Here is a 6,000-nt window from a genome sequence, read left to right on the forward strand (position 1 = left end):
TCTCTGGGAGTCTGCTCCCAACTTGAAATTAAATTCGACAAAATGTAGGGAGTGAAGCCATTCCCAGTGTTAGTTTTTGAAAGCAGCCTTCTTCCTGTTCAAATCGGCCGATACCGTTTACTATATAACTAGGAATACTTAAAACCTAGTCAGGGGGGAGCAGTTTGACGATCCTTTTTTCCACAAAATTATCAGCAAAACATCAGAAGAAATTAATGCAGGATTATCCGGAGCAATCCTTTGTGTTCTGTGACAATATGAAGGAAGCCAGTGCCGTTTTACCTGAAGCAGAAGTGTTGGCAACGTACGGGGGTGATTTGACAGATGATCTTATTGAAAAAGCGGTAAATTTAAAATGGATCATGGTGCTGTCGGCAGGGATGGATCAGATGCCACTAACTAGCCTTAAAAATCGGAACATCCTTGTAACCAATGCCCGGGGAATTCACAAGACGCCGATGTCTGAATACGTCATTGCACTGCTGCTGCAAGTCTATCGTCAGACAAAAACATTGTTGCATAACGAGACGAACCATTATTGGGATAAGAGTGTACGGATGCAGGAGCTGACTGGCAAGACGATGCTGATCGCTGGTGCCGGCGCAATTGGACAGGAAGTAGCACGGCTGGCCAAAGCATTCCGGATGAAAACGATCGGTGTTTCCAGAAGCGGCCGCCCAGTCGAACATTTTGATGAAAATTATTCGACAGCTGCATTCGATCGACTGCTGCCAAAAACAGATATTGTTGTATCGGTGCTGCCAAGTACGGCGGAAACAACGTATTTTTATACATATGACCATTTTCAAAAACTGCCTGATCATGCAGTTTTCCTGAATATAGGTCGCGGAGATGCAGTAAAGACGGATGTTGTATTAAAGGCGATTCGGCAAGGGGAAATTGCGCATGCCGTTTTGGATGTATTTGAGACGGAGCCGCTTCCGGAAGACAGCCCACTATGGCAAGAAGAAAACATTACCATAACACCGCATATTTCCGGCGTTTCGCCGCAATATGTGACACGGGCATTAGAAATTTTTACAAGAAACCTTGATACGTATTTGCAGGATAGCACGGATTATATGAATCAAATCGATTTGGCCAGGGGGTATTAAATTGGTACGGATTTATACGAGGAGTGGGGATAAAGGAACAACCTCACTAATTTATGGGAAGCGTGTCCCGAAGAATGACTTGCGTGTAGAAGCGTATGGTACCTGTGATGAAACGAATTCCATGATCGGTCTTGCATTAAGCTTTTTAGAAAATGAAACATGGGACGGGAAAAAAGAATTTCTGGAAATCATGCACCGCGTTCAAACGATTTTGTTTCATGCTGGTGCGGAATTGGCGACACCAAGTGAAAAAGAGGTAACGTGGAAGCTGAAAAAGGAATATATTAAAGAACTGGAGGAACAAATCGATACGTGGGATAAAGAATTGGCAAAGCTCCGCAACTTTATTTTGCCGTCTGGTCACAGTGCCTCCAGTGCCCTGCACGCTGCACGTACTGTCGCAAGGCGCGCAGAGCGGACAGCGGTTGGTCTGGAGGAAGAATTGGCGAATCCACTTGTGTTATCTTATTTAAACCGGTTATCCGACTTTCTGTTTGTTGCGGCAAGATATGTTAATCAGTGTTTGGGTGGGAAGGAAATACCGTTAAAGGCTGATGTTTAGAGGAGTGTTCTACAAGTAGTGTGTTCTCGGTTGGGGAGATACTGCTTGTTTTTTATATAAATTTCATTAATTTTTCATGTTGTCTTGTGATAATAATTCTCAAGCAGTAATATACTTATATTGACAGAACATAGCTGGAACGGTTACACTAATTATAAGAATTACAATTTAAGAATGCAACTAGTCAATCTGAATATGAAACAGAGATATAGCTTTTGCATATCCAGTATTAATATTAATGTAATATCAAACGAAAGTGGGGTGCATGACGGTGTCAGAACGGAAATTACGTGAAGCGATTAATACATTAAAAGAATCAGGCGTAAGGATTACACCACAGCGTCATGCGGTTCTTGAGTATCTTCTTAATTCCTTGGTTCACCCAACAGCAGATGAAATATATAAAGCACTTGAGGGTAAATTTCCGAATATGAGTGTCGCTACCGTATACAATAATTTGCGTGTTCTTCGGGAAATAGGATTGGTTCGCGAGCTGACATATGGCGATTCTTCAAGCCGGTTTGATTGTAACACGACAGAACATTACCACATTATTTGTGAGGAGTGTGGCAAAATAGTGGATTTCCATTATCCAAGTCTGGATGAGGTGGAATCACTTGCTGAACAGGTTACCGGGTTTGAAGTAAGTCATCACCGAATGGAAGTTTACGGAAAATGTAAAGAATGTCAAGCAGTTGAAACACAGAAGCATTAATATTATATTCCGTTTAAAATCCAGATGTTTTAAAGACATTTGGATTTTTTATTTGGATTTGGATAATGACAGCAAAATGAAATAAAACGGCGTTGGTTCCGATATAAAACCTAAAAGAGTTCGTAAATCAATTGAGCACCAAACAGAATCGGTCGGGTGGGGAGTTAAATCAATCGAGTGCCGTGTGGAATTGATTGGGCCTTGGTGTCAATTCGATCGGGCCCTATCAAAATCGATCGAGTGCAATATTGATCTATAACCACTACGAAGTGGAGTAACGCAGTCTGTATGCCGGTAAAAACGGAAATCACCTGTATGCCAATAAGAATGCAAAGCCCATTGGCGAATCAAGGCAAACTCTGATAACATGCATAATGCATATCCCCGGAACAACAACTCCAGTATATTAAGCGTTGAAAAAACAAAAAAACCGTCTATACGACGGATTTTATTAATTATGCTTTTTCTTCGCTTTTAACTCTCTTCGGTAGTGTCTTGAATTATATCGTTCATCAAATTCCTTGCCTTCCAAATCTTTATCAAGGGTTAGCGGCTGTTTACAGTGCATACAGGCATCCACCCGGCCAAGCATTTTTGTCGGCTTCTCACAGCTTGGACAGATAATGGGAACCGCTCTTGTTGACAACATGCCAATCCAAAAGTAAACAACACAGCTTAAAATAACGGAAAGCATTCCTAAAATGAAAAAGATTGCCATGAGCCATGGTATTTTTTTGGTTAGTATCCCGACATACATTATTGCAATACCAACAAAAACCAAGCTCAGGGCAAAAGTACGGATTTTATTTATTTTACTGGAATAGACTAACTTGTCAGCCATTGGTATTTCTCCCTTCATTATTACACAGGCAAGTATACCATATTTTATATGATATTTCGTTTCTGAAAAAGGATATTTCCGTCTTCCAGCGAATTATATTAGTATACATGTATTGGAGGAATTAAAATGGAAGACTTGTTGAGACCCATTTACCAGGAACGAGCAAGTGATGAAAACACGCTCGGTGTGCTAGTAATCGAGAAGATGAAACCTAACAGTCCAATCACTGATAATTTGGATGTCATATTATTAATTATTGTCAAGGATGCCATTCAGCCATGGCAAGTGAAACATTATGAATTTGACGAAAAAACGGCAGCGATGCATGTCATTACAAATGAATTGCTTATGAAATGGATTGATACAAGCGGATATCGAAAAGCCGTTGCTTGGTTAATATACGGCAAGGTGATTTTTGACCGTAACGAATTTATTGCCAACTTAAAGGAACAGCTTCGGGAATTTCCGCAGGGGAAACGAAATTTACGCAAGGCAATAGAATTCGGAAAGCTGATAAGAAGTTATAGTGATGCAAAAGATCTTTATGAATCAGCTCAGTATAAAGATGCCTATAGTAGAATTGTTCATTCCCTTCATTATTTGGCCAGGCTTGCTGTAATTGAAAAAGGATACCATCCAGAAGTAACAGCTTGGAGTCAAGTAAAGCAAATCGATCTAGAGGTGTATAAATTATATGATGAATTAATCGAAAGTCACGAGGAATTAAATAAACGGGTGCAGTTAATGATTCTTGCTGCTGATTTTGTGATTAGCAGTCGTGCCAAAGTATCGGCCAAGCATTTATTGGATGTAATCAAATCCAAAGAAGATGCTTGGACATATGGAGAGCTAAAATCGGATCCCCGGGTAGCGGCGTATGCACTTGATTTAATGGCAATGATTGCTTACTTGATCGAAAAGGAAATTATTCAGACGGAGCTAACGGAAACGAAAGGTGCAGGTGTTTATCATCGAAAATATACGATTGACAGTGGGCGCTGATTCAGGTGCGAAACGTTTCTAGTTTAAATGGAGTGTGGTCACATTACTCCGGTAAAGACTAGACAGTCCCATTTGGGGTTGAAGGATTATATCGAAGAATCAAATGACGGGGTAACGCCCTGAAGGGTTCTCTCTTAGTCGATTAGCACTTGATTTAGTAAGAATGACAGTGTTAAAAGCTCGGTGAAAAGGCGTAAGAATTTACCGTAACAGTGAAATTTAGCTGACGAAAGCCTACCCGCGGGGGTGGTGTAAATCATGATGCTTGAGTGGAATGAATATGGTGAGTATGCAAAACAACCTACAATAAAGGGTTACGCTGACAAACTTCTGAAGGTACGGGTCTAAACGCGCAATATATAGAAATGTGTATGTCACTTAAATGTGAGGTTAGCAGTGGTCGAGTAAGATTCGGAATTATGAAAGTCCATGATATGTTATAGGCATATGAACGGCTAACAGGCTTACAGGAAGCACCTAAGTTCATTCTATAATAGATATAATTCAACGTTGTAAGCTGATGACGTGGAGGACTTACTTCCTTTGAAACGGTATTAAGGAAAGCAATAGTGACAGTAGCTATTGTATAACTTATCTTTGTATCAGTGAAAGTGGTGGCACAGTACCAATGAAATGTCTAATCAACATGGAGGGATAGCCACTAGACTAATAAAGAATCATTCAACCATGTATGGCAGTACTTTATCGGTTAACAAGGTTCTTGTAAGACTAATAGAGGTTCAACTCCCAAGGGAGTCACCGACTTGTTGAAACGGAAGAAACTGAGACACAGCGAGTATTATGATATGCAACACCATTTTGATATCTTATACGCTCAAAGTGTCAATGGTCAAAATTTTGAATGAATTGGATTAGTTGGAACGCTGTATGAGGTGAAAGTCTCACGTACAGTGTGAACGAAGGGAAAAGGGAGCGATAACTTCAAACCCTTACCTATTCGTATGGATTATTGGAAATTGGTGTAACCGCCCAATTTCCTGCCCCTCTTTAAAATAATAGTTGCTACTTATAACGATTATGAGATGTACTTTTTATTAGCATCTAACGTTAAACTAAATGGCAAACAGGGTTCTACAATTTTGGATAGTCTTACTTACGCTCGGCCTGCATTAAATAGCAGAACAAGAAAAGCTTATTTATAAAGGCTATGCTAAAGGGATGTGGCCGAAGTCTTTGTAACAAAAAGGTTTTGATATTTATAATACAGGTTTTGTGATAAATGGAAAAATTTATTTTTTAAAAAACCCGTTGACTTTGTATATCAAGCATGATAAAGTTAATTCCGTTGCAAAAAAGCAACGTGAATAGAAGTCTTCAGCAAGAAATAAAAAGTAAAATTTCTTGTTGACATGAAATGCTCAATGTGGTATTATAATAAAGTCGCTGTTGAAAAGCGGCGAACAAATTTGCTCTTTGAAAACTGAACAAAACAACCAGTATGTGAACGGATGTCAGCAGTCAGAAGCCGGATGTCAGATTCCGATGAAATGCTTTTGACACTGAAATCAAATTTTTGAAGCTAAGACTTTTTGATAAGATTAATTGGTGTTAATCTTATTGCAAACTTTTTTGGAGAGTTTGATCTTGGCTCAGGACGAACGCTGGCGGCGTGCCTAATACATGCAAGTCGAGCGCGGGAAGCAAGCGGAAACCTTCGGGAGGACGCTTGTGGAACGAGCGGCGGACGGGTGAGTAACACGTGGGCAACCTGCCTGTAAGATCGGGATAACTCCGGGAAACCGGG

Annotated in this window: 5 protein-coding genes and 1 rRNA gene; 5 read left to right on the forward strand and 1 reads right to left on the reverse strand. The window is 40.2% G+C overall.

Translation table 11 applies throughout. The features are described 5' to 3' along the window. Window positions 1-164: 164 nt before the first annotated feature. From IEX12_RS19535 to perR, 3 genes are all read left to right on the forward strand, one after another. Complete coding sequence (locus IEX12_RS19535; protein WP_188725731.1) at window positions 165-1,115, forward strand: D-2-hydroxyacid dehydrogenase; 951 nt, start codon at window positions 165-167, stop codon at window positions 1,113-1,115. A 1-nt stretch (window position 1,116) separates the two neighbouring features. Continuing rightward, window positions 1,117-1,677, forward strand: a complete 561-nt coding sequence (locus IEX12_RS19540; RefSeq protein WP_088053432.1) for a cob(I)yrinic acid a,c-diamide adenosyltransferase — start codon at window positions 1,117-1,119, stop codon at window positions 1,675-1,677. A 265-nt stretch (window positions 1,678-1,942) separates the two neighbouring features. Then, window positions 1,943-2,392, forward strand: coding sequence for a peroxide-responsive transcriptional repressor PerR (perR, locus tag IEX12_RS19545; RefSeq protein ID WP_102415739.1), 450 nt, complete (start codon window positions 1,943-1,945; stop codon window positions 2,390-2,392). Window positions 2,393-2,843: 451 nt separating this feature from the next. Here perR and IEX12_RS19550 read toward each other — a convergent pair whose 3' ends face one another. Next, the gene (locus IEX12_RS19550) at window positions 2,844-3,233 is read right to left on the reverse strand and encodes a YgzB family protein (RefSeq protein WP_155555545.1); all 390 of its coding nucleotides are present in this window, start codon (window positions 3,231-3,233) and stop codon (window positions 2,844-2,846) included. A 126-nt stretch (window positions 3,234-3,359) separates the two neighbouring features. Here IEX12_RS19550 and IEX12_RS19555 point away from each other — a divergent pair, with 126 nt between their 5' ends. After that, window positions 3,360-4,235 carry a nucleotidyltransferase-like protein gene (locus tag IEX12_RS19555; RefSeq protein WP_188725732.1) on the forward strand — a complete coding sequence of 292 codons (876 nt, stop codon included), beginning with the start codon at window positions 3,360-3,362 and terminating at the stop codon, window positions 4,233-4,235. A 1,587-nt stretch (window positions 4,236-5,822) separates the two neighbouring features. Beyond that, window positions 5,823-6,000: ribosomal RNA gene (locus IEX12_RS19560) — 16S ribosomal RNA — on the forward strand; the annotation flags it as partial.

Source organism: Lentibacillus populi (assembly GCA_014642895.1).
Taxonomy (GTDB): domain Bacteria; phylum Bacillota; class Bacilli; order Bacillales; family Amphibacillaceae; genus Lentibacillus_C; species Lentibacillus_C populi.

Coding starts and splice junctions, on each gene's coding strand:
- perR (WP_102415739.1), top strand. CDS start 1,943: ATGACGGTGTCAGAACGGAAATTACGTGAAGCGATTAATACATTAAAA.
- IEX12_RS19550 (WP_155555545.1), bottom strand. CDS start 3,233: ATGGCTGACAAGTTAGTCTATTCCAGTAAAATAAATAAAATCCGTACT.
- IEX12_RS19555 (WP_188725732.1), top strand. CDS start 3,360: ATGGAAGACTTGTTGAGACCCATTTACCAGGAACGAGCAAGTGATGAA.